A 23,891-nucleotide genomic window follows, 5' to 3' on the forward strand; every position below is an offset into this window, starting at 1 on the left:
AGGTCTTTTTGGATTGACCCTAATTTGAGAACCAATCAAAATTCAGATTTTTGGAAAGTTTATTTGGCGATACTTACGAACCCCAGGATGAAAAATCTCGGCTTTTTGCTGATGTGATCCTGCCTGTGCCCATTCCCAAGATGTTTACCTACAAGATTCCTCGCAATCTTGCAGAGGAAGTGGGAATTGGTTATAGGGTGATGGTGCAGTTTGGGCAGAAAAAAGTACTCACAGGCATCATTGGTAAGGTCCATCAGAAGCCACCAAAGGAATATGAAGCTAAGACCATCCTCGATGTGCTTGATACCTATGCCATGGTCAATCCTTTGCAGATCAAGTTTTGGGCATGGATGGCGGAGTACTATTGTTGCCATATTGGGGAAGTGATGAATGCAGCTCTTCCAGCTGGTCTCAAGCTCAGCAGTGAGAGCAAGGTTCAGCTGAACCCTACCTACGATGCGGATACTTCTCCATATCCTTTGGACGAAAGGGAAGAAGTCATCCTGCAGGCTTTGGCTACCAAGGCAGAATTGACTTACGAGGATTGTCAGGAGTTGGTGGGAGTCAAGACCATTCATGGTATATTAAAAAGCCTGGTGATCAAAGAGGCCATCATCATCTTTGAGCAAGTCAAGGATAAGTATACGCCCAAGGTTGAGAATCGTATTAGGCTTTGTCATCCTTATGCGAGTGATAAGCAAGCCCTAGAGCGCTTGTTTCAAGAGATCGCTGCTAAGCCCAAGCAAGAAGAAGTATTGCTCAAATACCTCCAAGAAATTCCCGTATACCAAAATCCAGCGTTGAACTCAAAAGGCGTCGAAAAGAAAGTCATTGCTGATGCAGGACTTTCTATGAGTTCTTTGAAAACCTTGATTAAAAATGGGGTTATGGAAGAGTATAAGCTGATCATCAGTAGATTTGAGGACAAGGAAGGAAGTGGTGAGGAGATCAAGCTCTCTGAAGAGCAGCAACGTGCGCTAAATGAGATCAAGCAAGGGTTTCAAGATCATCAAGTCAACCTTCTCCATGGGATCACAGGAAGTGGGAAGACGGAGATTTATATCAAGCTGATAGAAGAGGCTTTGGCGAGTGGCAGTCAGGTGCTATTGCTATTGCCTGAGATTGCGCTGACCACGCAGATGGTGGGAAGGCTGCAGGAGGTCTTTGGGAGTAGAATGGGCGTCTACCATTCGAAGTATTCTGACAATGAGCGCGTGGAGGTATGGAATGGTGTCATCAGTGGAAAGTTTGCTTTTGTGGTTGGTGTGAGGTCTTCTATATTTTTGCCATTCGACAGCTTGGGTTTGGTGATTGTGGATGAAGAACACGAATCTTCTTACAAGCAGTATGATCCAGCACCACGGTTTCATGCAAGAGATGCAGCTATCATGCTGTCATGGTTGCATCAAGCGAAGACGCTACTTGGTTCTGCGACACCATCCTTTGAGAGCTTTTTCAATGCCAGAACCAAGAAGTACGGCTATATCCAACTCAATCAGCGCTATGGTGATGCGAAGTTGCCTGAGTATATTTTGTCTGACATTTTGGTGGATAAAAAGAAGAACTTGCTAAAGCTTGATTTTACTAGGGTGATGAGGGAGAAGATCCAAGAGGCACTCAACAAGCAAGAGCAAGTGCTAATTTTCCAAAATAGGAGGGGCTATGCACCCTATATTTCATGTGAAGATTGTGGCTGGATCCCAGAGTGTGAGCACTGTGATGTGAGCTTGACCTACCATCAGTTCAGTGAGGAGATGAGGTGCCATTACTGTGGATTCAAGGAGAATGTACCCAAGGTCTGTCCAGCCTGTGGTAGCGGGAAGTTGGCAGCAGTAGGGCTCGGCACAGAGCGGATAGAGGAGAGTTTGGCTTTGCTTTTTCCTGAGGCAAGAGTTGCCCGGATGGACTTGGATACGACAAGGAGTAAGTATGGTTACCAGCGTTTATTGGAAGACTTTGGTGCTGGCAATGTAGATATTTTGGTCGGTACCCAGATGATTACCAAAGGTCTAGATTTCGATAGAGTGACGGTAGTAGGTATACTTGATGCGGATCGGATCTTATATTTTCCTGACTTCAGGGCTGGTGAGCGAGCATTTCAGCAGATCACGCAGGTAGCCGGTCGGGCTGGAAGAAGGGAGAGAAAGGGGACTGTGGTCATACAGACCCGCAAGCCAGATCATTATGTATTTGATGCAGTGATGAAGGGTGATTATAAAAACTTCTATGTAAATGACATGACTGAGCGGCAGAAGTTTTTTTACCCTCCATTTGTCAAGCTGATCAAAATATCGAGTAGGCACAAGGATTATAAAACAGCTGAGAAAGCAGCGAGGCATTTACATAACCTACTGAGCGATATACAAGTCAGAAAAATCATGCTGGGTCCTGAAAAAGGACTGATCGGAAAAATCAAGAATCAATACATCTTCGAAAGCCTCGTCAAATTAGACAAATCTGGTAATGCTCAAGCCGTATTCAAGCAGGAACTCCAGAGGATATTAGAAGAAATGTACGCCAATAAGGAGTACAGAAGTGTCAGGGTGGTAGTGGATGTAGATCCTTATTGAGTTTTATGAAAATTTGTAGATTTAATTTTAAAAATATAATAAAAAAATTTCTCAATTTTTTAGTTTTAATTACATTTGCTAGATTTTATTTACCAGCAATTTTATTTTATGGGGAAGAAGTACTGTTTATTAAGTTTGATATATTGTCTTTTGTGCAGCGAACTTTTTGCTCAAAAAGTCACGATCAGTGGCACAATCAGAGATGCTGCCAGCAATGAGGCATTGATTGGCGCTAATGTTTTTGACAAAGTGGCTCAAAAAGGTGCCGTCGCCAATCAGTTTGGTTATTACTCTTACACTACAAGCACAGATAGTGTAGACCTGTTTTTTAGCTTTATAGGCTACCAGACTACGAGGATTCAGTTCAAAGCTATGCGAGATACCCTGATCAATGTTCAGTTATTGGCTGATGGGCTACTCGATGAGTTTGTTGTGTCTGCTGAGCAGATGGATCCCATTCAAGAAGTCACTAGGATGGGTACGATCAATGTACCCATCAAGCAGATCAAAGAGTTACCCGCATTGATGGGGGAAGTGGATGTTTTTAAAGTATTGCAGTTGCTGCCAGGTGTACAGTCGGGTACTGAGGGGGCGAGTGGACTGTATGTAAGAGGAGGAGGACCTGATCAAAATCTGATTTTGCTTGATGGTGTGCCTATTTATAATGCCTCACACCTCTTCGGTTTTTTCTCCGTCTTCAATGCTGATGCGATCAACAATGTGGAGCTGATCAAGGGAGGGTTTCCTTCAAGGTATGGAGGTAGACTATCTTCCGTCATTGATGTGACGATGAAGGAAGGGAATATGAAGGAGTTCAAAGGAGAAGGATCTATCGGGCTGATTGCTTCTAAGCTAACTCTAGAAGGACCTATTGTGAAGGATAGAACATCTTTTATCTTATCCGCTCGGAGAACCTATCTGGATATACTAGCCAGACCGATTGTGGCAGCTGCTACTTCTGGTAACGAGACCGTGGGCTATTATTTCTACGACCTCAATGGCAAAGTCAATCACATCATCAATGACAAAAACAGACTGTATCTTAGCGTCTACTCGGGAGATGATAAGGCTTATGCGAGGTACAAAAATTTTTATGTAAATAATGACGTGAGATCAGATTACGAAGATGAATTTGGCTTGAAGTGGGGTAATTTCATCACGGCTTTGAGATGGAACAATGTGATCAACAACAGACTTTTTGCCAATTATACCTTTACTTACAGTAGGTATCATTTTGACTTATTTAGTGAGTATCAAGAAAAAGGAACTGGCCCTGGAGTTAATGAAAGTGTTTTTTATGCTGAGCAATATTTTTCTGGAATTAGAGATTGGGCGGCCAAAGCAGATTTTGAGTTTATACCCAATCCTGATCACTACGTGAGGTTTGGTGCTAATATGATCCTGCATAAGTTCTCTCCAGGCGTATATGCCAGCAAAAGTAACCAGCAAAACAGCAACATTACCCTAGGTTCAGAAGAGCTGAATTCAACTGAGTATGCCATCTATGCTGAAGATGACCTCAATATCAATCCTAAACTCAAAGCCAATGTAGGGGTACATTTTTCTGGATTTGTGACAGATGGACAGCATTATACCTCTCTCCAGCCAAGACTGGCTGCTCGGTATTTGATCAATGAGACTACCTCGATCAAGGGGTCTTTTGTCACCATGGCGCAGTTTATCCACTTGCTGACCAATGCAGGCCTAGGGCTACCGACAGACCTGTGGGTGCCAGCTACTCCACAGATAGGGCCTCAGCGGTCTGTGCAAGGAGCACTTGGTATTTTCAAAAGCCTCAAAGGGATTGAATTGAGTGCAGAGGCCTACTACAAGACTATGGATGGGTTGATAGAATATAGAGATGGAGCCACTTATTTGAATATTGATCAGGATTGGCAGCAGAAAGTGGCAGTCGGAGAAGGTAAGAGCTATGGTCTCGAACTGTTGGCTCAAAAAAAGCTCGGGAAAGTTTCAGGTTGGGTAGGTTACACTTGGTCTAATACAACAAGGAGGTTTGATGAAATCAATTTTGGAGAGTGGTTTCCTTATAAATATGATCGAAGACATGATGTCAGTATTGCCTTGACCCATGATTGGAAAGATAATAAGGATTTTTCATTGGTCTGGGTATATGGCACAGGCAATGCGGTGTCTTTGCCAGTTCATCGATATGAAGGAGCAGAGTCTGTCAGGTGGGGTTCTACCTGGAGGCCAGAGGTTCAGTACTATGAGAGTAGAAATAATTTTAGAAACCGTGCCTACCACCGATTAGATCTCAGCTTTAGCTGGTGGAAAGATACCCGATGGGGTCAGCGTAAATGGACCTTGGGAATATACAATGCCTACAATAGGATGAATCCTTTCTTTATGGACTTGAGCTATGATAGAAGTGGTAATAGGAAAATTGTACAATACAGTCTCTTCCCTGTCATCCCTTCATTTGCTTATACCTTTAAATTCTAATTGTGATGAAAACCTGCTATCAACATATCTCTTTTGCATTATTTGCCTTCATCATCTTACTGGCATGTGAGACCGTAGTGGATCTAGATATACCATTTGATCGACCCAAAGTTACGGTAAGCAGCTCTTTGATTGCTTCGGAGAGCCCAGAAGTAAGATTGACTTTCAGTAAGCATATCTTGGATAATAATTATAATTATGAACCCATAGCCAATGCCACTGTTCGGATGATTCACAATGGCAATACTTATATACTCGAATTTGACCCAGAAATTGGGAAGTATGGCAATGATGCAATAACAATTGAAGCCGCATCACTGTACCAACTGATTGTGGAAGTGCCAGGTTATGATGCCATCAGTGTGACAGAGACAGTGCCAGTCACTGTACCTATTCAGTCATTTGAGATCAACGGGATAGTAGAATTGGAGTGGAATACACGAGAAGACATCAGCTTGGTATTTGATGATCCTATTGGAGAAAATTTTTATGAAATTTATGCTTTCAATATTCAAAAATACCAGTATACAAATCAGTCTGGTGAAATAGTGGAGTATGTAAATCAACAGCCGATCTACTTGACAGCTAAAAATCCCGTATATCAGCAAGAATATGGAGGTTTTACGATACTTTTTAATGATAGATTATTTGATGGCAACACTTTTGAAATGGAGATGTTTGCCTCAGGAAGTCCCTTTACATATGACCCAGGAAGTGGGGGTGTGGATTTAGATGTTGAGGTGGAAAGTTATGTTGTATTGAAATCAGTTTCAAGGAGTTATTATCTCTATCAGACGACTTTTAATTTACAAAACTGGAATGATGGCGATCCATTTGCTCAGCCGGTACAAGTCTTTACCAATATACCAAATGGACTAGGAATATACTCAGCTCAGGCACCATTTGTATATCAAGTGAGGTGAAGGTGATAGAAGCTGCTTGGTGAATTGATCAATTCACCAAGCAGCTTATTTTTAAAAATGATAAGAAATCCTCAGTGCTTTGAGAGGAAGTAAGTTCAACCCAAAAGTCTCTGGCCCTGATTCTCGGTCTGTGGGGGTAAATGAACTTCCATTTTTGAAGACATAATTGGCATAAAAAACTTCAAAACCAGTTTCTGCGGAAAAGCTCAATCTTGGATTGAAGTGATATTTGACTCCCCAGAAATTCGCAGCGCTGTACCTCATGACATCAATGTTGAAAAATTCACTCTCTCCTGCAGGTTGTCCAATTCTATCAAAAAATCTGGCATTGGCAAAACCAAATCCAAGGTCAACACCTCCATAGGCAATGAATTTATCATTGATGAATTTTTGTCTCTCAAGCCCCATGGTGATCTCGTAGGTCAGTTCTCTATTTTTTCTAAAATTGACTAACTCTTCGAATAGAAAATTAGAATTGAATTCATTCTGAAAAACCATGTTCATTCTGAATCCCATATTTCTACCTTTCGGGCTAAGGTAATTTTTCCTGTAAAATAGTGAGCTAGGCACTTCTCCTCTTAAGATGGGAAGTAAGCTGACTGCAAGTTCGTGTTTGGTTTCCTCATAATTGTAAACGCGCATTTCATTTTCATCTTCTGATTGAGCCATGACTACTGAGCTGGAACATAATAGAATAGCTAATAAAATTTTGATTTTCATAGAATAGGATTTAATAAATAAATAATTGTTTTCAGGTAAGCTTACGACTTTAGTATATGAAAAGTTTATGTTTAGTTTAAAAATGTTTTATTCTGCTGAATAGCAGTTACTGATTTATGATTTTCTAAAGATTTTATTTTCTACTTAACTGGTAAGAAAGTGGACAATCAGGTTGTTATTGATGAAATTTCAGAAGTCCAAATCTATGATTATTTAAAATTACGACAATTAATGTCAATTAAGTGTTGGTTTTATAAACACATATATGTTATTTAAAATAACTTTCTTATCTTAGCTACTGTTAAAACGCAAAAGCTATGGAAGAGATCGCAAAAATCAGTTTGACTCAAAAAACCTTGCCATCAGGCAATTGTCAAGTGAAGTTTTTTATAGAGGATGAGCAAAAGCCACAATATGGCTATTTGCTAGTCAGTGAGCCTAAGTCGGTGGGAGAGATCATAGAGGAAATCAAGAATAGGATGGAGCAGAGAAAAATGAGCAACCCATTTTCTGTGAAGAATCCAGTGAAAGAAGATCATAACTTTTATCTCTACTCTGCTTAATGCTGTTGGCTAAGAATCTTAAGTTCCTCAGAACTACCAAGGGGATCACCCAATCGGAACTTGCTGAAAATCTCGGCGTGCAGCGCACCATGATATCTGCTTATGAAGATGGAAGGTCTGAACCAAAACTTACAGCTTTGGCTAAGATTTCTGAGATTTTTATGGTGTCTATTGATGAATTGCTTCATCATGATATACAGGAGAAGGGTAGGAAAGTTTTACAACAAAAACCGCTTAAAGTACTGACCATAGCAGTGGACAAGGAAGATAATGAGCATATCAGCATGGTAGGTCAAAAGGCTTCCGCAGGTTACCTCAATGGTTTTGCAGATCCTGAGTATATGGAGCAGCTTCCACAGTTTCGTTTGCCTCATCTTGCTACCAATCAATCTTACAGAGCTTTTGAAATAGCAGGGGATAGTATGCTACCCCTTGTGCCAGGGACTTTGATTATAGGAAGCTATATTGAGCAGTTATCAGCTATCAAAAGTGGAAAAACGTACGTCCTCGTGACAATTACTGAGGGCGTAGTGTATAAGCGGGTATTTAATTATTTGCAGGAAAATGGAAAGTTATTTCTGGTTTCTGACAATGAACACTACAAGCCTTACGAGATCAAAGGGGAGGATGTGATGGAAGTTTGGGAGGCCAAAGCTTTTATCAGCACTGATTTCCCAAACCCTAAGGACAAGAATACGCCTGTTACCAATGAAGACTTATCCAAAATGATACTAGACTTGAAAGCTGAGATCGTCAAGATGAAAGGTTCTCGAAATTGATTATGCTTATTTATAGAAAACTGATAATTGTTTGACAAAGCTTTTTCTTTCATTTCGATGTTTTAGAAAAATGAATGAGTGAAAATATTCTGAAGGCCCAAAAGTATGAAACATAAAAAAACCGGTAATCTACCGGTTTTTTTATGTTTCAATAACTCCTTTAACAATTTTCAATCACTTTTATATCAATTTTCAATTTCACCTTTTTCAGCTTTCTCGATCAAGACGTCATTGGCTGTGATCAGAATTTCAACTCTTCTGTTTTTAGCACGTCCTTCGTCAGTGTCGTTGGTAGCTACAGGTTTATCAAACGAAAAACCTAATGTAGTCATTCTTTTATCTTCAATACCTTGCATTTTTAGGTAGTTTTTTACGGAAGCTGCCCTTCTTTCAGATAGTCCAAGGTTGTACTGATAGGATCCTCTGTTGTCAGTATGACCTTCTATGGATAGGTCTGTATCAGGATATTCTTTGAGGATTTCTGCAAACTTCATGATGTTTTCTTGCGATGCAGGAGTCAACGAATAAGAATCAAATCCAAATAGAATACCAGAATCAAAAGTCAATTTGATGGCATCACCTACTCTTTCTACTTCAGCATCTTTTACTTCTTCTTCTATTTTCTTGGCTTGCTTGTCCATATAGATACCCACAGCAGCACCAGCAGCAGCACCGACTACTGCTCCTATAGCAGCACCTTTACCAGCTTGACCACTTTTATTTCCAATTACTGCTCCGATTGCTCCCCCAGTTCCACCGCCTATGGCAGCGCCTTTTTCTGTATTATTCCAGCTAGCACAGCTGAATAGAAACACCACCCCTAAAATTTGGGCGAAAATACTCTTGATGAATTTAGGCTTTTTCATAGCTATTAAAGTTGGTTATAAGTTTAAAAACCCTTCTTTGATTTTATAGACTGCATCATAAGAAGCGTCGATGTTATAAATTCCTTTCCCAAATTCATGCCAAAAACCATCACCACAGTCGATATAAGTTCCTCTTTTGGTAGGTTTATTTTCTTTGGCTATATCGTAATCATAATCAGGTAAATAGACGTTAGTGAGGAGTTCTTTAGTTTTTTCCCAATTGAGTTCTTTTTCTAAGCCATTGATCAATGCAAAGGCTTTTCTTATAGAAAACTTCATCGTCAGGGCAATTTCTAAACTTGAATCCGAAGTGATATGAAGGAAGTTGACTGTAAGAGGTGCTTCTCGCTTGCTGGTTTCGAAGATAGCTTGGATGATCTCTTGGGACTCTATCTTCCAATCTTCTTGATTGAGTGGAACAGTTCTGGCAATCTTGCCATGGATGTCTTTGGCTAGGATTCTGATCCCCCCCTCTTCTTCATCTATTTTTTTATTGGACCATTTAGATTTGATGTAGAGTTTTTTGATTGGTGCGACCCAAGCATTATGCAACTCGCCTACCCAATGGTAATCATCATCTAGGGTGAATCCCTCGTTCAGAATTTCTTCTTCTGTCAATTCTTCTCTATGGGTGTATTCCATATCCACAGCCGTATTGAGGAAATTCTTTTCAAAATTGAGCTTCAATTTGAATCTATGACTAAAGGGTGGGGGAATACTCCCTGAGTCAAAATCTATCTCCAACCTCAATAAGTCATCTGTTTTTAAGTGCATATTAATTCTGTTTTTATGAAATTCCGCTTTCTAGCATGTAATCAAATATACTCGAACCTAATTGTTTTCGAATTGCAGTCGACCATGTCTGATCCACCCACTTCAAATCAAATGTCCTTATTTAAAACGCGTATAATTGCGGATAATTTGTTTATGTAATTACTACTCCTCAAATGTTTTCGAGGAATTAGCGACCATTTCGTTGATGATTTCCATTTCTTTTTTGCTAAGGTCTCTCCATTTTCCCACAGGAAGATCAAGCTGTACATTCATGATTCTAATTCTCTTGAGCTTGGTGACTTCGTAGCCCAGGTATTCACACATCCTTCGAATTTGCCGGTTGAGTCCTTGAGTGAGGATGATGTTGAACTTATTTTTGCCAATTCTCCTTACTTTACAATTTTTAGTCACTGTTCCTAGAATTGGAATGCCATTTTCCATACTTTTCACAAAGTCATCTCCAATAGGCCTATTCACAGTGACTACATATTCTTTTTCATGGTTGTTGCCCGCACGAAGGATTTTATTGACAATATCGCCATCACTGGTAAGGAAAATCAACCCCTCACTTGGTTTGTCTAATCTTCCGATGGGAAAGATCCTTTTAGGATGTCCTATATAATCAATGATATTATCTTTTTCTGCCTTTACATCAGTAGTGCAGACAATACCGATTGGTTTGTTGAAAGCGATGTAAACATGGTCTGAACTTGGTGGCGAAATCAGCTTTCCTTTTACTCTCACTTGGTCTCCGGGGAATACTTTAGTACCCATTTCGGGGATTTTCCCGTTGATAGTGACAAGGCCCTGTTCAATAAGTTTGTCCGCAGCCCTTCTCGAGCAGTATCCTACTTCACTGAGATATTTATTGACTCGGGTAGCTTCTGATTGATCCATGAATTCGGAGTTTCATGCAAATTTAGGGCTTATTTCAGGAATATCTCTTTTGATCAGGACTGATAAATCGTTAATTTTAAGTGAGACACATTTTAAACCCTTAATCTATATGGAAACAAAGCAATTCAAGTCAGTAGGAATATGGTTAGACTTATCCAAAGCGCATTTTATAGGATATCATGAAGGTGAAGCTCAATTTCTAGAAACGCTCATCTCCCCTCACGAAAGGATAAAAAGGGAAGAAGGAGAAGAAAATGATACGCACCAGTTCTCTCCCAACCCTGAGCATATGTCAAATAATGAATACCGGAAAAATAACATCACTCAGAATGAATTGAACGAGTATTTCAAGATGTTAGAAAATAAGATTTCGGCTTATGATGATATCTTATTGTTTGGGCCAGGGACTGCCAAAGATCAATTCAAAAATAGAATTGCAGAAAACAAAAGCATGAAAAACAAGTGGGTATCTATTCAAAATTCAGATAAGATGACCGATAATCAGCTTTTAGCATTTGTTCGAGATTTTTACAAGAGTTGATGTTAATCCAGAAAACTAAATAAGGCATACTGAAAAAGTCGATGGTTGTATTTTGTAACCATCGACTTTTGTGCTTGATAGGCAAGCCCCAGTAGTAAATCACTATTTAAATATCAATGTCGTTTAGTTTAGGGTAAATTTCCAAAGTTCCGATTTGTCAACAATTTTTGTTTTTACATTTTATTCAACTTTGGAAAAGTTTAAATTCAATTTGTAGTCTTATCTAAACGACATTGATTTAAATATATAGATCTATACCCTTCGAAAATCAAATCTATCGATTTATTGGCTCAAGAATTTTTCTTTTTTAAAAATTATATAATCCTCTAAATCTGAGTGAAGGATATCATGTAGTTCCTTTTCGTTTTCCTTGCTGGTTTCGGTAAATAAAAATCCAAATACCCCAAATTCATTCAATGGATACCTTCTGACATGTATGGGATTTTCAAAGTCTGCGGCGATCTTTTCATAATCGAAGGACTCAATCTCTTCCCTCTTGAATTGATGTGACTTATCCAATAGGATCAAGCTGTACTTTTTATCCTTCTTGTTTTTGAAGACAGCCTCCCAATCAGGTTTTCTAGATTCGAAGAAATATTGGTATGAGTTAATGCCATATGCAAACCAAGTTAAATCAGCAGTAGTACACCAGCCTCCAAATCGCATTGGGTTGACTTCTATTGGTATGATGTGATCATTTTGGTCTACTCTGACCTCAATGTGAAGTGGAAAATTTTTGATTTCGAGTTTTTCACCTATTGCTTTTAAGAAATCCATCAATGGGTCATGAAGCTTATTGATGATTTCCTCAGAACTGTAATACCAGCGATCGCTGACATCTTCTTCAGAAATAAATACATGGTGGAGGATATTGAGGATAACAGGCTCGCCATTTTTATCAAAATAACAATCGAATGCATATTCTTCACCTTTGATGTATGCTTCAATGATAAAGTCTGTATTGTCAATCACTTCTTTAGGATAGAGGCTTTGAGTAGAGGCTATTGATGCTATGATTTGGTCTACTGTTCCATTCCAGTCTTCGGGTCTATCTACTTTATGCACAGCAATGCTGAAAAATCCCACGGCAGGTTTTACAATTAATGGGTATTGCAGATCATTTGGATTGATATTTTTTAATTCAGAGAAAGGGATTGATCGAAAATAGTAATCGGGAAAGATATCGCTTACGAGTTTTCTAAATCGGAATTTATTTTTGAATGTATCTATTAGTTCTGGAAATCTAGTGCCCTGGGCATGTTGCTGCACCCAGCTGATAGAATTTTCAGAATTGGTATATATCGCAATTTTAGGATCTTGTTGAATGCGCTTTTCAGCCTCTTTTTCAGAGATGAAATTGATGTTTCTGTTTTTACACCAGTCTTTTGCTTGCTGTGTGGCCACTACCGGATACTGGAATTGCTCGATTGTTTCGAGAAGGAAATCTGAAACAAATGGGTAATCTAAAAGAATCATAAGTTTGGGATGATTAAAAGGCAAAATTAAGCTTAACGAAGACTGATTGTTTGTCTATTTACACCAGTGGTCAAGGAAAATGTAGCTTTACTAAATGAAGGAGGTCCGAAAGTTCCCGTTACATTATTGGAGAAACCATAACCATCCTGAGGAATTCCAAAACGATTGACTCTCAATTTGCCTTTGTTCTCCGTATCATGAATTACAGCAATGGCGTATCTGCCTGCTGGTAAGTTTTTGAAAGTATAAAAAGCTTGGTTTTGGTTGATAACAAGGGTTGCACTTTGGATGGCTTTTGATGGGTCATCCGGCCATCCATTTTCTTGATTGAATACCAAAACTCTGATTACCCCTATATCACTTTTTATTTTATCTACAGTTAAATTTAGTTCTGCCATCTGGTTAGTTGTCTTTCCAAAAGCTAAAAACATCACTAAAATCAATTGAGTCCACATAGTTTGAATGTTTCGTGTCTGTTTATTTTTCCTGAATCCGTTCTTTGAAAAGAAGGTATTCCGTAGATTTTCTTAGGGGATTCGTATTTATTTAGATTTGATTTTAAAACCTCGAGCAATTCCTGTTCCTTCTTTTGGTATAGCTCAGATTCGATGATCAAAACGGCTCTTTGACCGAGGTATTCATCAGCTTCGCCAATTATAAAATAATTGATAGGACCTAGGCTAGCAGCAATTATTTTTTCTATTTGCTTTTCTATGATTTCAGGGTGAATTTTCACTCCTCCTGAATTGATGATGAAATCAGCTCTTCCTAACCACTTGAAGCTTGTAGGAGCAACCAGTTCAACGATATCATTGGTTTGGAGCCTTTTTTCTTGCGCCATGGGAGCTTCTATCCAAAGACAGCTTTGATCATCAACTCCTATCTTTACTTCAGGAAGTACGCTATAGATCAAATCACCCGATTCTATTTTTGCTAATGCGATATGGGAGACTGTCTCGGTCATGCCATAGGTTTGAAAAGCATTGAGTCTAGCTTTTTTGATTTCTGCTACCAATTTTGGAGAAGATGTGGCTCCGCCTATAATCAGAGTCTTTATTTTTCTGAGGAATTGGGTTTGTTCCTGACTTCGAAGGCTAGACTCCACCTGCATGGGTACCATGGCCACAAAATCATAGGGCTGTTGCAACCATGCCTCCTTTAAAGGATCGCTAGAAGGTTGGCAAAGATAAATACTGGCATCCCACTCCATGGCTCTTACAAGCATCATTTTACCACCTATCATTGCAGTATTGATGCAGCCTAACAGGAGAGGCTGAGTTGGGATCTTAAAAAACTCAGCCGTAGCCTTTGCTGATTTTTCCATTTGGCTTCTTGTGACAAGAATATCTTTTGGGTTTCCTGTAGAGCCTGAGGTTTTCAAGACAAATTCTTGTTTGCCAGACAACCAATCTTGACAAAATAAGAGGCTTTCTTTGAAATAAGGTGCTTCTACTTGCCATTTTCCAGCAAGAATCTCGTTGAAAGAGAAAGTCTGATGTTCTAAGATTATTTGCCCCATATTTTTAAGATCTATGCAAGGTAATGCCTTTCCTAAAATTCAACAAAATTCAGCGAAGCCTGTTATCTTGCAAAAAAATAAAAAACAAAGTAGACATGACAATCAACTGGAAAACTGCCAAGGAATACGAAGATATTACTTATAAGAAATGTGATGGTGTAGCTAGAATTGCCTTCAATAGACCTGAAGTAAGAAATGCATTCCGTCCTAAGACTACAAGCGAGCTTTATGATGCCTTTTATGATGCCATGGAAGACACCTCGATAGGGGTGGTTTTACTTTCTGCTGAAGGACCTTCTCCAAAAGATGGTGTATATTCATTCTGCTCTGGTGGCGATCAGCGAGCTAGAGGACATCAGGGATATGTAGGTGAAGATGGCTATCACAGATTGAATATTTTGGAGGTTCAGCGTTTGATTAGGTTTATGCCAAAAGTAGTAATAGCTGTTGTGCCTGGTTGGGCAGTAGGAGGGGGACATTCACTTCATGTGGTGTGTGATATGACTTTAGCGAGCAAAGAACATGCGATTTTTAAACAAACTGATGCCGATGTGACCAGTTTTGATGGCGGCTATGGTTCTGCTTATTTGGCGAAAATGGTTGGTCAGAAGAGAGCAAGAGAGATTTTTTTCTTGGGAAGAAATTACTCTGCCCAAGAAGCTTATGACATGGGAATGGTCAATGCCGTTGTACCTCATGCAGCGCTGGAAGATACGGCTTATGAATGGGCTCAGGAAATCCTAGCCAAATCTCCTACATCCATCAAAATGCTCAAGTTTGCATTCAACCTTACTGATGATGGTTTGGTCGGACAGCAAGTGTTTGCCGGTGAAGCGACTAGGTTGGCCTATATGACGGATGAAGCCAAGGAAGGAAGAAATGCATTCTTAGAAAAAAGAAAGCCGAATTTCAAGGATGTGAAGTGGATACCTTAAGAATTTAAGATTTTTGAAGGTAGATCTTTAAGAAACCATAGAAAAGAAACAAGACTTAGAAATATTAAAAATCAAGTGTTTTTCTAGAAACAGCATTGTCTTCGAATTAAGAATTCTAGTTATTTTCTAGATAGAAACTAAAATCTAAAATCTAAAATCTACAATTCAAATGAACTACCTAGAGACAAATTATTCTACTCATGACGGATTGAAGCTCTACCTTCAAGCTTGGATTCCTGAGCAACCAAAAGCATCCTTGCTCTTAGTTCATGGGCTGGGAGAACATAGCAGTAGGTATGTACATTTTGCTGACAGGTTGATCAAAGAAGGTATTGCAGTGTTTACATTTGATGGTAGGGGACATGGTAAGTCCTCTCAACCAAGGCCGACGGCTTATTTTGCAAATCATGAAGATTACTTGAAAGATATTGATGCCCTATTTGGCAAGGTCAAGTCCTATTTGAAGGACATTCCAATATTTATATTTGGACATAGTATGGGGGGAGGTTTGGTTGCTAAATATGTGATCAGTTATCAACCTGATGCAAGAGGTGTGATTTTGAGCGCTGCGGCGCTCAAGCCTGCTGATAATATTTCCAAATCTCTCATAGCCATCTCTTCTCTAGTCAGTAAGGTAGCTCCGAAGCTCAAGGTATTGAAATTGGATAGTTCGATAATCTCTCACGATCCTGAAGAGGTCAAAAAGTACAATGAGGATCCTTTGGTCTATTCCAAAGCGATCCCCGCGAGAACTGGGTTTGAACTTCTGAGGATGATGCGAGAAATTGAGGATGCTGCTGAGGCATTTAAACTTCCAGTTTTTATGCTCCATGGTACCGATGATCAACTGACCAATCCAATGGGAACTGAAATGTTATTTCGACGTGCCGAAACATCAGATAAAACTTACAATCGATACCCAGGCCTTTATCATGAATTGCTTAATGAATTCGAAAAAGAACAAATCATGGATGATATTATTCAATGGATAAAAGATAGAATATGATTTTCAAAAAGCTCTTTATAAAAAATTAATAGTACTCTTTGTTCAAAATTGTTTTGATTCTATTAAGAATCTGATTCCAGATGTTCTTCTGTAGATTTAGTGATTTTCCGGATTTTAAGATCTAGTTTTTCAGCTTCAAGAAGCAAATTGTTATAAAGAGATTCAATTTCTTCCTCTTTGAGATTTGATCGTTCATTTTTTAGCATTTCGATCAAGCCCATGATATTTGCCAATGGACTTCTTACTTCGTGAGATTGAACCCAAGCGATTTCTTTTAGTTTTTCGTATTGAGCTTGAATTTTGGCTATCTGATTTTTAGATTCTGTGATATCCTTGACTACTTTACTCACACCAATTAACTGCTGACTCGCATCATAAACAGGGTAAAAAACATATTCTAACCATTTATGAGTCCCATCTTCCTGAGTAAGCTTTTGTTCGAATTTTGAAATAGACCCATTCAATGCAATGGTGAAATTCTCGAAAAAGTCATTTTTAATTTCTTCTGAGACGTATTCTCTAAAATCTTTTCCTAACACAAGCTTATTTTGATGTATGCCGTGGCACATGTTAAAAGCTACCTTGTTGAATGCTAGGATATTGAATTCTTGATTGATCAAGATGATGCAGTCTGAAGTGCTGTCTAGGATAGCTTTTAGTTTATTTTCAGATTCTTGTAGACGGATTTTTGCCTTTTGTTCTCTGGTATTGTCACGAAAAATGATACCCACTCCCTGTTTGTCTGGAATAGCTATCCCAAAGTAGTATAAATCTAAATTTTCAATATGGTCTTGAAATAGCTCGACTTTGTCAGTATTAACGCTTGAAATGATGGCATCAACACATGGAGTGTTTTCTTTTATTTGGAGCTTCTCTTTGAAAGTGTCTTTGGCATTCTCGTCAGAAATCCCCATGAATTTAGATGCTGACTTATTTATTCCCTCTAATTCCAATTTCTTTGAAAGATGAACACAGCTATCTGCACTATTTTTCAGAATTTTAAAAATATTGAGGTTGTGAAATATTTTGTAATCATTGATCTCTGATACTGAGTTGATTTCATACCCTACCGAAAAAATTCCAATGGGAATGTTCTGATTATTGCGCATTAATGAAAATACCCAACGACTGTGAAATGTCTGCTGTCCTTTACCAATTGGTTTTCTCAAATCTACCTCGAAAGCATAGGTTGGGTGTTGTATACATTTGGTAGCAGCAACTATGGCTTTTTCAATGTCTTCAGCAATGATCGTTTCGGTAAAATATTTATTGGATATATCAGTATCTACTGATTGAAATTTCTTGATAAAAAAATCATTGACATAAAGGTATTTCCCCTCCATGTCAGTGATGACTACATAGAATAGACCAGAATTGAAGATCCAATCAGGTAGTGGATTGCCTAAATCCACCGAAATATTTTTCTCCTCAAGCGACAATAAGATAGTTGGTTTAGAGCTTAATATAATTTGGTTTTCACCAATATTCAGCAAAAATACTTTAATTAAATCTAAAAAATACAGCTAATTATAATAAAAAAATAAGATGCATTTGTCTTATTTTGTAATACAAAAAACAAATAATGAACTAATCTAATTACACGTATAACTTGAAAATTAAGTAAGTTTATTTGACAATCAATAAGGGGACAGTGGTATGATAAGACAACTGAACTGAATCACTATCATTGAATAAATATTCAAAAAATGATTTCTTTTTGTAGAACATGACCATCAAAGCATTTTGATTTTTATTGAGATACGATTCCATGCCTTGCAGTACAGCAGCGGATTTGATGATCTTTGTGCTTGATTTGATACTGGGATAATTAGAGTTGATGTAATTTGCTAGCCCTTTTACCGCTAATTCTTTATCAAAGTCCTTTTCTTTTTCTATATGTATAAAATCATATGGAAAATTAAGGTTCATTGTAAGATCGAGGAGCTTTTTGTAGAATTTATCTTCTGTTTGGTCAAGTTCCACACCCACTATAATCTTTTCAATGTTTTGCCATTTTGCTTCTGACGGCACCGCAATTACAGGAATTTGGGATTCCTTTATGACATGTCCTGTATTTGAGCCAAAGAGCGCTTTCTTGATGCCGCTAGCACCTTGGGTTCCCATGACAATCAAATCATAATCCTCCTTGTATGCTTTAGAAGTAACAGCAGTTGCTACTGTCCCCTGTACGATCTGATAATCGATTTTCAAACCTTCAGATAGAGCCAAGTCTACTGCTTTTTTCATTGCTTTTTTTGCATCTGACTCTATGCTATCGACAATCTGACTGGCATTGGCTGCGAAGTCATAGACTGCATAGAAAGCAAATAATAGGGTGATTTGCACATTTCCATGAGATTTAGCCATGTGTTTGGCAAAAGTCAAAGCATTGTTGGCATTATCTGAAAAATCAGTAGGTACGAGGATTTTCATGTCTGTCAGAAGTTAGACTTCTAAGATAAGAAAGTTTAAGGGCAAGAACCATGATACTGAGTATCTATTATTCTATTTTTTTGATTCCAAAAATCTTTCATTTTTTATTGCAAGTTACCTGATCAAAAACACTAAGGAATGTAACTTAGATCACAATTTGCGCTTAATTGTTTCAGTATTTTTGAATTTCAAATTAGGAATAGTCTTGCTATTCAAATTATAATAAACCTTGAACATGAAAAAATATTTGATATTACTTTGGTTGTCAATTTTTGCTATTACTTCTCAAGCGCAGTTTAATGAGCTTGTAAAGGGCAGAGAACCTCAAAAGTCAGAAATAAAGCAATTTGAGGATGATGGTTTAGCGCATTTTAGCTATGCCATTTACACTGAAGGTAAGGTTGTTTTGATCGATCCAGGGAGAAATCCTCAGCAATATTATGATTATGCCAAGGAGAAAAAAGCAACAATCGTAGGAGTTATCGAAACCCACCCTCATGCGGATTTTGTGAGTTCCCATTTGGAAATCCAGCAAACACTTAATGTACCTATTTATATCAGTGAATTGGTCAATGTACATTATGATTTTACGCCATTTGACGAAGGGGATGTGATAGCATTAGCCGATGGTGTGAAACTCAAAGCCTTGTTTACACCAGGACACTCGCCTGATGGTATATCAGTAATCTTGGAAGAGGACGGGGTGGATATTGCTGTATTTACTGGTGATACTATGTTTATTGGAGATGTAGGCAGGCCTGATTTGCGAGAAGCGGCAGGAAGTATCCAAGCACAGCGTACGGAGTTAGCTAAGATGATGTATCACAGTACAAGGGAGAAATTGATGAAATTAGACGATGAAGTATTGGTATATCCTGCTCACGGTGCTGGATCGCTTTGCGGTAAATCATTGAGCAAAGAAAAAGTAAGTACCATTGGTCAAGAAAAACTTACTAATTATGCTTTGCAGCCTATGACGGAAGAAGAGTTTGTAGCTGTCTTGCTAGAAGATCAACCCTTCATTCCCAAGTATTTTCCTTTCAGTGTAGAGGTAAATAGGAAAGGTGCCAAAGCATATCAATTAGCCAAGTCGGAAGTGACTTTACTGAGGGAAAATACTGTTTCTTTAGAGGAAGCTTATATCATCGATGGTAGAAACCAAGCTGCTTTCAAATCAAGTCATCTTCCAGATGCGATTAATATCATGAATGGAGCCAAATTTGAGACTTGGCTGGGAAGTATTGTACCTCCCACTGCTGAATACTATCTCTTAGCAGGTTCGGAAGCAGAGCTTGAAGAGATGATTTCCAAAACTACCAAGATTGGTTATGAACCATTTATTAAGGGAGCGTTTGTCTATTCTCGGACTGATGGATCATCAATGCCAATGTTTGATAGGAATGCTTTTGATGCGAATCCCGAATCATATACCATTTTGGATATCAGAAATTCTGGAGAAGTATTTCAAAATCAAGTATTTGATGGAGCGATCAATATTCCACTTCCAGAACTGATGGAGCGGGCTAAAGAGTTGCCAACAGATAAGCCCATCATAGTACATTGTGGTACTGGATATAGGTCTGCGGCTGGATCAAGTATCGTACATCAAATACTAAAAGGCGTTAAAGTCATAGATATGGGTTCGGCAATTTTAGATTACAACAAATAGTTATTAGTTTGTGGTTTATGGATTGTGACTGAGGGCTATCTTCTGGGTAGTCCTCTTTTCAAAATAGAAATTCAATGATGGATAAATATATTAATGTAGTTCTAGATGCTTATTATGGGTATTTTGATTATTTAAAAAATGAAATACTCTATCCTTCTTGGACTAATTACTTCTGGTGGTTATTAGGGCTATCGGCAGCTGTTTGGCTATTGGAAGTAGTATTTCCGTGGAGAGAGAAACAGGCAATTTTCAGGAAAGACTTTTGGCTTGATGGTTTTTACATGTTTTTCAATTTCTTTTTATTTTCTTTGATTGCTTACAATGCCATTTCAAATATAGCTGTAGAGGCATTCAATGATTTTCTAGGAGTATTTGGATTAGAAAACATCGTTGCTTTGCATGTGGAGACTTGGCCAGTTTGGGCGCAGTTTTTATTGCTTTTTGTTTTGGCGGACTTCATACAGTGGAATGTACACAGAGCCTTGCATAGATATCCTGCACTTTGGGAGTTTCATAAGGTGCACCATTCTGTAGAAGAGATGGGGTTTGCAGCCCACTTGAGGTTTCACTGGATGGAGACGATCATTTATAAGACGGTTCAGTACATACCTTTAGCGATGATTGGCTTTGGTTTGGTTGATTTCTTTATAGTTCACATTTTTACCACCGCCATAGGTCATCTCAATCACGCGAATTTGAGAATTACTTATGGGCCATTAAAATACATCGTCAATAATCCCATCATGCATATTTGGCATCATGCCAAAAAGCTTCCCGAAGGTGTCAACGGTGTCAATTATGGATTGACCTTGAGTGTTTGGGATTACTTATTTGGAACTGCTTACATTCCAAATGAAGGCAAGGATGAACCACTAGGTTTTGATGGCATGGAAACTTTCCCAAAATCATTTTGGTCTCAGGTTACTTACCCTTTTATTCAAAAAAAGAAATGAAAACTACTATCAATAACTGGAGATTTGTCACCATACTTTGTCTTACTCTAGGACTTGCCCCTTTTGTTCCTGAGCCACATATTTTTGGTAAGGTAAGGTGGATTTTAGGAGGCGCTGTTGGTATGGAACCCATGGACTGGTTTGACTTCCTCTTTCATGGTATTCCTTTCTTTTTGCTTTTAAGATTGATATTTATTCATCTGAAAAAGAAATATTTCTCGAGTAAACAAACTGTTGGAGCTAAGTGATAAAGGTTACTGTAGCGATTGGTTTAGCACTGTACTTTTACATAGTAAAATATAACAAATAGCTATGTTTAATTTCTTTAGAACACAACCAAAAAACTATACAGATCTTAATTCAGAAGATTTCAAAAAAGGGATGACCGCTGCGGACGCAGTATTGATCGATGTCAGGAGTGCAGGAGAATTTCAGTCCGGGAAAATCAAAGGAGCAAGAAATATTGATATCACGAGCGGGAATTTTATGAATCAGATTCAAAATCTACCCAAGGACAAGAAATATTACCTCTATTGTAGAAGTGGTAATAGAAGCGGACAAGCTTGTTCTATTATGGCCAATCAAGGTTTTGAAAACATCTACAACTTAGGAGATGGAATCATGGGTTGGCCTTATGATATAGTTTAAGATATTTATTGATTGAGAGTAGATTGATTGACAAAGCCCGGTAGTATCTATCGGGCTTTTCTTTTGCTGATTTTATTCAAAGTAATGACTTTTTGACGACTGCATTTGAAGTGACTGACATCTTCAGTTGCCCTTCCAGCATGCTTTGTTTTTCTGCCTTGTACACGGGCTCGCCACATCCTAAATGAAGAAGCTTTCATTTCTTTTCTCATGATTTTGATAACATCCTTTTCTGGAATGCCAAACTGACGCTCGATTGCATCGAAGGAAGTCCTATCTTCCCAAGCCATTTCTATGATCCTATCGATTTCTTCGTCTTTTAGTGTCGTAATTTTATTCATATTTTAAAAACCTTGAATGAATCCAAATGTTTTCAAATCATGCAAGAAGTAAATATAGTCTGGTTCAAAAGAGATTTGAGGCTGAGAGATCACGAGCCTCTCAAATTGGCTATAGAAAGGGGGTTGCCTATCATCATGGTCTATTTTTTTGAGCCAGATTTGATTGCCGCCCCACAGAGTGATGAGCGACATTGGAGATTTGTCTATCAAAGCTTGCTGGATATGAATCAGCGGCTTCAGCCTCTTGATGCCTGTATACATTTTTATCATACTGATCCTACCCTTTTTTTTGAAAGTGTTGCCTCTCAATATCATATCAATACTGTTTTTTCTCACCAAGAGACAGGTATAGCAGTGACTTTTGAGCGGGATAAAAGACTAAAGAAATTCTTTGAACAACATCAGATCACTTGGATAGAATCCCTGCAGCAAGGAGTGAGACGTGGTAGACGTAACCGTAAAAATTGGTCACAAGAATGGTATGCACAAATGAGTCAACCATTGCAAAACCCAGATTTGAAAAGGGGTAGGTTTTATACGCTTTCCAAAGCATTTGAAAAGGAGCTTATGATTGATCCGATTCCTGAGCAATGGAAGATCATTCATCCTGCTATGCAAAAAGGTGGAGAAACAACAGCTTATAAATATTTCGAATCCTTTTTCGCTGACCGAGCAAAGAATTATAACAAGCACATTTCTAAGCCAGAGCTGAGTAGAAAGGGCTGTAGTCGCTTATCACCCTACATCGCATGGGGAAACCTATCAATCCGTCAGGTTTTCCAAGCTGCGGAAAAAAGGAAGAAAGATGGATTCCAAAAAAGAAACCTGACTAATTTCCAATCAAGGTTACGCTGGCACTGCCATTTCATTCAGAAGTTTGAGATGGAGTGTAGGATGGAAAAGGAGCACGTCAATCGAGGCTTTGAACTTATGGAGAAGCAACTTGACTCAGCAAAAGTAAAGGCATGGGAGGAAGGGAGGACAGGTTACCCGCTTGTAGATGCCTGCATGCGCTGTTTGAAAGAGACAGGTTATTTGAATTTTAGAATGCGAGCTATGGTAGTTTCTTTTTTGACCCATCATTTATTTCAAGATTGGAGAGTAGGGAAGGATTTTTTGGCAAGACAGTTTCTGGATTTTGAGCCAGGAATCCACTATCCTCAGTTGCAGATGCAAGCGGGGGTGACGGGAATCAATACGGTGAGAATTTATAATCCTGTGAAACAATCTGAGGATCATGATGCAGATGGGGTGTTTATCAAAAAATGGGTGCCAGAATTAACGAAGGTACCAATAGCTTTGATTCACGAGCCTTGGAAAATCACTGCAATTGAGCAAGAAATGATGGGCTTCAGGCTTGGAGAGCATTATCCTTTTCCAATAGTTGACTTAGGTCATTCGGGAAAGTATGCTCGAGAGCAGATATGGACTGCTCAGAAACACCCTGCCGTCATCCAAGAAGCCAACAGAGTTTTGAATTTTCATACAGTCCCAAATCGCTGGCCTTGAGTTTTTATTTTAAAAGAATCATACGTATATTGAGCTTAATAATTTAAAAAATGGCACGTATGTCCAAGTTAACATTAAGCATCGATAATCAAGAAATCATCGAATGGTCTAAATCTTTTGCGAAAAAAAACAATACTAGTGTAAGCTCCTTGGTGGAAAACTATTTGATTTCATTGAAAAAGTTTAATGAAAGTGAGGTGATTATATCTGATAAGATAAAATCACTTAAGGATGCAGGTTTAAGACCTAATGATAAAGAGATTGAAAAGCATTTGATAAAAAGGAGAAAACGTCAAATCTGAATTA

The 23,891-nt window shown here is 38.5% G+C and carries 24 protein-coding genes; 14 read left to right on the plus strand and 10 right to left on the minus strand.

Annotated elements, in window-relative coordinates:
* The first annotated feature begins 50 nt into the window (after positions 1-50).
* The 3 genes from priA (at position 51) to BW935_RS04925 (ending at position 5,956) form a co-directional block, all read left to right on the plus strand.
* Positions 51-2,570, plus strand: coding sequence for a replication restart helicase PriA (priA, locus tag BW935_RS04915; RefSeq protein WP_076499096.1), 2,520 nt, complete (start codon positions 51-53; stop codon positions 2,568-2,570).
* Between the two features lie 150 nt (positions 2,571-2,720).
* Complete coding sequence (locus tag BW935_RS04920) at positions 2,721-5,033, plus strand: TonB-dependent receptor (RefSeq protein WP_245802639.1); 2,313 nt, start codon at positions 2,721-2,723, stop codon at positions 5,031-5,033.
* Between the two features lie 5 nt (positions 5,034-5,038).
* On the plus strand, positions 5,039-5,956 hold the full coding sequence (locus tag BW935_RS04925) for a DUF4249 domain-containing protein (RefSeq protein ID WP_076499099.1): 918 nt from the start codon (positions 5,039-5,041) through the stop codon (positions 5,954-5,956).
* Positions 5,957-6,007: 51 nt separating this feature from the next.
* Here BW935_RS04925 and BW935_RS04930 read toward each other — a convergent pair whose 3' ends face one another.
* Positions 6,008-6,676: a hypothetical protein gene (locus tag BW935_RS04930; RefSeq protein ID WP_076499100.1), complete on the minus strand. Its 669-nt coding sequence runs from the start codon at positions 6,674-6,676 to the stop codon at positions 6,008-6,010.
* Positions 6,677-6,993: 317 nt separating this feature from the next.
* Here BW935_RS04930 and BW935_RS04935 point away from each other — a divergent pair, with 317 nt between their 5' ends.
* Together BW935_RS04935 and BW935_RS04940 are read left to right on the plus strand one after the other, a co-directional pair.
* Entirely contained in the window at positions 6,994-7,239 is a 246-nt protein-coding gene (locus tag BW935_RS04935; RefSeq protein WP_076499101.1) for a hypothetical protein, read from the plus strand.
* A complete protein-coding gene (locus BW935_RS04940) occupies positions 7,239-8,018 on the plus strand; it encodes an XRE family transcriptional regulator (protein WP_076499103.1) in 780 nt (259 codons plus the stop codon). Before BW935_RS04935 ends, BW935_RS04940 begins: the two co-directional genes overlap by 1 nt.
* A gap of 185 nt (positions 8,019-8,203) precedes the next feature.
* Here BW935_RS04940 and BW935_RS04945 read toward each other — a convergent pair whose 3' ends face one another.
* The 3 genes from BW935_RS04945 to rluF all read right to left on the minus strand — a co-directional run bounded on the left by BW935_RS04945 (position 8,204) and on the right by rluF (position 10,555).
* Positions 8,204-8,884: a YiaD family glycine zipper/OmpA-like lipoprotein gene (locus BW935_RS04945; protein WP_076499104.1), complete on the minus strand. Its 681-nt coding sequence runs from the start codon at positions 8,882-8,884 to the stop codon at positions 8,204-8,206.
* A 15-nt stretch (positions 8,885-8,899) separates the two neighbouring features.
* Positions 8,900-9,658, minus strand: a complete 759-nt coding sequence (locus tag BW935_RS04950) for a hypothetical protein (protein WP_076499106.1) — start codon at positions 9,656-9,658, stop codon at positions 8,900-8,902.
* A gap of 162 nt (positions 9,659-9,820) precedes the next feature.
* Positions 9,821-10,555 carry a 23S rRNA pseudouridine(2604) synthase RluF gene (gene rluF / locus BW935_RS04955; RefSeq protein WP_076499108.1) on the minus strand — a complete coding sequence of 245 codons (735 nt, stop codon included), beginning with the start codon at positions 10,553-10,555 and terminating at the stop codon, positions 9,821-9,823.
* Positions 10,556-10,664: 109 nt separating this feature from the next.
* On the opposite strand from rluF, the gene BW935_RS04960 reads away from it, so the two are divergent.
* The gene (locus BW935_RS04960) at positions 10,665-11,096 is read left to right on the plus strand and encodes a hypothetical protein (protein ID WP_076499109.1); all 432 of its coding nucleotides are present in this window, start codon (positions 10,665-10,667) and stop codon (positions 11,094-11,096) included.
* Between the two features lie 282 nt (positions 11,097-11,378).
* Here the strand turns inward: BW935_RS04960 and BW935_RS04965 are convergent, their stop codons facing one another.
* Genes BW935_RS04965 through BW935_RS04975 form a run of 3 tightly spaced genes read right to left on the minus strand, consistent with a single transcriptional unit; the run spans position 11,379 to position 14,091 of the window.
* A complete protein-coding gene (locus BW935_RS04965) occupies positions 11,379-12,572 on the minus strand; it encodes an ATP-grasp domain-containing protein (protein WP_076499111.1) in 1,194 nt (397 codons plus the stop codon).
* Positions 12,573-12,604: 32 nt separating this feature from the next.
* On the minus strand, positions 12,605-12,970 hold the full coding sequence (locus BW935_RS04970; RefSeq protein WP_245802640.1) for a DUF2141 domain-containing protein: 366 nt from the start codon (positions 12,968-12,970) through the stop codon (positions 12,605-12,607).
* A gap of 41 nt (positions 12,971-13,011) precedes the next feature.
* Positions 13,012-14,091, minus strand: a complete 1,080-nt coding sequence (locus BW935_RS04975) for an AMP-binding protein (protein WP_076499117.1) — start codon at positions 14,089-14,091, stop codon at positions 13,012-13,014.
* A 95-nt stretch (positions 14,092-14,186) separates the two neighbouring features.
* On the opposite strand from BW935_RS04975, the gene BW935_RS04980 reads away from it, so the two are divergent.
* Positions 14,187-15,026 (plus strand): 1,4-dihydroxy-2-naphthoyl-CoA synthase, encoded by an 840-nt coding sequence (locus BW935_RS04980; protein ID WP_076499455.1) that lies wholly within the window; start codon positions 14,187-14,189, stop codon positions 15,024-15,026.
* A gap of 169 nt (positions 15,027-15,195) precedes the next feature.
* Entirely contained in the window at positions 15,196-16,032 is an 837-nt protein-coding gene (locus tag BW935_RS04985; RefSeq protein WP_076499119.1) for an alpha/beta hydrolase, read from the plus strand.
* A gap of 62 nt (positions 16,033-16,094) precedes the next feature.
* On the opposite strand, the gene BW935_RS04990 is transcribed toward BW935_RS04985, so the two are convergent.
* Positions 16,095-17,471 carry a PAS domain S-box protein gene (locus tag BW935_RS04990; RefSeq protein ID WP_139325494.1) on the minus strand — a complete coding sequence of 459 codons (1,377 nt, stop codon included), beginning with the start codon at positions 17,469-17,471 and terminating at the stop codon, positions 16,095-16,097.
* A 187-nt stretch (positions 17,472-17,658) separates the two neighbouring features.
* Positions 17,659-18,465, minus strand: coding sequence for a universal stress protein (locus BW935_RS04995; protein WP_076499125.1), 807 nt, complete (start codon positions 18,463-18,465; stop codon positions 17,659-17,661).
* A gap of 235 nt (positions 18,466-18,700) precedes the next feature.
* On the opposite strand from BW935_RS04995, the gene BW935_RS05000 reads away from it, so the two are divergent.
* The 4 genes from BW935_RS05000 (at position 18,701) to BW935_RS05015 (ending at position 21,735) form a co-directional block, all read left to right on the plus strand.
* Positions 18,701-20,134, plus strand: a complete 1,434-nt coding sequence (locus BW935_RS05000) for an MBL fold metallo-hydrolase (protein ID WP_076499128.1) — start codon at positions 18,701-18,703, stop codon at positions 20,132-20,134.
* A 77-nt stretch (positions 20,135-20,211) separates the two neighbouring features.
* Positions 20,212-21,087 (plus strand): sterol desaturase family protein, encoded by an 876-nt coding sequence (locus tag BW935_RS05005; RefSeq protein WP_076499457.1) that lies wholly within the window; start codon positions 20,212-20,214, stop codon positions 21,085-21,087.
* Positions 21,084-21,335: a hypothetical protein gene (locus BW935_RS05010; RefSeq protein ID WP_076499130.1), complete on the plus strand. Its 252-nt coding sequence runs from the start codon at positions 21,084-21,086 to the stop codon at positions 21,333-21,335. Before BW935_RS05005 ends, BW935_RS05010 begins: the two co-directional genes overlap by 4 nt.
* Positions 21,336-21,399: 64 nt before the next feature.
* Positions 21,400-21,735, plus strand: coding sequence for a rhodanese-like domain-containing protein (locus tag BW935_RS05015; RefSeq protein ID WP_076499133.1), 336 nt, complete (start codon positions 21,400-21,402; stop codon positions 21,733-21,735).
* Positions 21,736-21,782: 47 nt separating this feature from the next.
* Here BW935_RS05015 and BW935_RS05020 read toward each other — a convergent pair whose 3' ends face one another.
* A complete protein-coding gene (locus BW935_RS05020) occupies positions 21,783-22,076 on the minus strand; it encodes a TIGR03643 family protein (protein ID WP_076499136.1) in 294 nt (97 codons plus the stop codon).
* A gap of 39 nt (positions 22,077-22,115) precedes the next feature.
* On the opposite strand from BW935_RS05020, the gene BW935_RS05025 reads away from it, so the two are divergent.
* Together BW935_RS05025 and BW935_RS05030 are read left to right on the plus strand one after the other, a co-directional pair.
* Complete coding sequence (locus tag BW935_RS05025) at positions 22,116-23,585, plus strand: cryptochrome/deoxyribodipyrimidine photo-lyase family protein (protein ID WP_076499138.1); 1,470 nt, start codon at positions 22,116-22,118, stop codon at positions 23,583-23,585.
* 59 nt (positions 23,586-23,644) lie between these two features.
* Entirely contained in the window at positions 23,645-23,887 is a 243-nt protein-coding gene (locus BW935_RS05030; RefSeq protein WP_076499140.1) for a DUF6364 family protein, read from the plus strand.
* Positions 23,888-23,891 lie beyond the last annotated feature (4 nt).

Source organism: Belliella pelovolcani, from assembly GCF_900156785.1.
In the GTDB taxonomy this organism is placed as follows: Bacteria; Bacteroidota; Bacteroidia; order Cytophagales; family Cyclobacteriaceae; genus Belliella; species Belliella pelovolcani.